Annotated in this window: 1 protein-coding gene; it reads left to right on the forward strand. The window is 73.0% G+C overall.

The features are described 5' to 3' along the window. A partial coding sequence (locus tag G3I71_RS47560; RefSeq protein WP_164325175.1) for an SDR family oxidoreductase occupies window positions 1-372 on the forward strand: 372 nt, incomplete at its 5' end. Window positions 373-448 lie beyond the last annotated feature (76 nt).

Below are 448 nucleotides of genomic sequence, written 5' to 3' on the forward strand. Positions count from 1 at the left end.
CAGGCCGCGCTGCCGCACCTGTCGGCGGGCGCGACGATCGTCAACACGTCCTCGATCCAGGCGTTCGACCCGAGCCCGGGCCTGCTCGACTACGCGTCGACCAAGGCCGCGATCGTCAACTTCACGAAGGGCCTCGCGGCGCAGCTCGCCGAGGACGGGATCCGCGTCAACGCCGTGTGCCCGGGGCCCATCTGGACGCCGCTCATCCCCGCGACGATGAACGCCGACAAGGTCGAGGACTTCGGCGCCGACACGCCGCTGGGCCGAGCGGGCCAGCCCGCCGAGCTCGCGCCCGCGTACGTCTTCCTCGCGTCGCAGGAGTCCAGCTACGTCACCGGCGACCGGATCCTCGTGACGGGCGGGCGGTCCTGATGCGCGTCGTCGTGGTGGGCGGGCACGGCAAGATCGCGCGCCTGCTGGCGCCGCTGCTGGTCGAGCGCGGCGACGT

It is taken from the genome of Streptomyces sp. SID12501 (genome assembly GCF_010550245.1).
Taxonomy (GTDB): domain Bacteria; phylum Actinomycetota; class Actinomycetes; order Streptomycetales; family Streptomycetaceae; genus Streptomyces.